The organism is Pontibacter beigongshangensis (genome assembly GCF_014332515.1).
In the GTDB taxonomy this organism is placed as follows: domain Bacteria; phylum Bacteroidota; class Bacteroidia; order Cytophagales; family Hymenobacteraceae; genus Pontibacter; species Pontibacter beigongshangensis.
Genome location: NZ_VFSD01000054.1, coordinates 1 through 1,455 on the forward strand (window position 1 = coordinate 1; position 1,455 = coordinate 1,455).

Annotated in this window: 1 protein-coding gene; it reads right to left on the bottom strand. The window is 59.9% G+C overall.

All coding sequences use genetic code 11. From position 1 onward, the window contains the following. Positions 1-9 precede the first annotated feature (9 nt). Positions 10-1,398, bottom strand: a complete 1,389-nt coding sequence (locus tag FJM74_RS22710; protein ID WP_187264813.1) for a transposase — start codon at positions 1,396-1,398, stop codon at positions 10-12. Positions 1,399-1,455 lie beyond the last annotated feature (57 nt).

Consider the following 1,455-nt stretch of genomic DNA (forward strand, 5'->3'; position numbering starts at 1 on the left):
AAACATGAATCATCCCGAACTTTGAGTCAGGGAGAGCAAGAGCAGATTCCAGAGGTTGGCCAGTGCCAGTCGGATGCGGTAAAGCGGTGTAGGAGTTTTCCTGCACCGCTTTCCTGTTCTATGGCAGCCCTGGCGCAGCAGGTCGGAGATGGCCTGACGCAGTTCTTTGTCCAGCAGGGAGAGCAGGAAGGCGTACACGAGCGTGACAATCTGCAAGAGCTTCATGCGGCTCTCCCAGAACCACAATCGGCAGCTCTCCATGCCCATTTCTGATTTGTTGAAGCGGAAGGCCTGCTCGACCTGCCACCTTCTGGCGTAGGCGAATACCAGGCGCCAGGCCTGGCGGTCGCTTTTCACCTCTTCATTGGTCAACAGGTACCAGGGCTGGCGGCCTTTGCGGCCCGGCCGGCAGATGATCAAAGTGAGCGGGCAGTCGGGGTAATCCCGGTGCAGACACGGCTGCCACACCAGGCTGCGGCGGTAGGTGATGTTGCGCACCATATCGCGGACTACTTTGGAGGAGGAGGCCTTCCTGCCCACCGAGAAGCGGTAGGCGTGCTTCAGGAGCCCCTTTATGTCCAGGAGTTTGAAGCGGGAGGGCCAGCGCAACAGGAAGCGGTCCGTGCGTGCCAGCAAGAGGCCCAGCCACTTGGCCGAGGCGTAGCCGCGGTCAAAGACATGCAGCACGTCCTTGCCAAAGGTTTCCCTGGCCCACAGAAGCAGCGTGAGCCTGACTTGAGCCAGCGAGGTAGCGTGTTGGCCCCGGCTGGTCCACCACTGGAAGCGGGCCAGCATCGGCTGGGCCCACAGCCCGCAGCACACCAGGCCCACCCACCGAAAGCCCGGCACGTGCACGGCTTGTTTGACGGGGGGATCGTAGTAGCCGGGCTTTACGCGCAGCGCCCGCTTGGCCTTGGTGCTGCGGACAGCGCACAGGCCCTCGCTTTTGATGCTCTCTGTTTTTTCCTGCACGCTCTCATCCCACAAAAGCAGGGGCAGCTCGCGCTCTGCCTCCAGCAGCTGGTCCACGTAGCGTTGGGCTCCCTGACTTAGGTAATCGGTGATCACCTCCCAGGACCACTTTGGGCTGCGAAGCAGGTTAGAGAGGCGCTTGGTGCCGGCAGGGGCCTTGTCGCCCGAGAGCAGCACCCCGCCCAGCTCCGAGAGCACCAGGCCACTGGAGCGGCTGCGGTGGCGGATCAGGCACTGACAGAGCCCCAGAAAGGTTGCTACCAGACGCCGGTCCAGCAGTCGGTCGAGCTGCTGAAGGAAAGGAGAGAGGAAATCCTCGAGACGATGGGAGAAAAAACGGGCCTGGGAGAGAACCTGGGCCTGGGAAGATGCGTTTTTAGAAGTAGTAAACATAAAAACCTCCTGTTTTAAATGGTCTACAACCACAAAACAGGAGGTTTTCCTTTTTCATCCCATTACAAAAGTTCGGGATGATTCATGTTT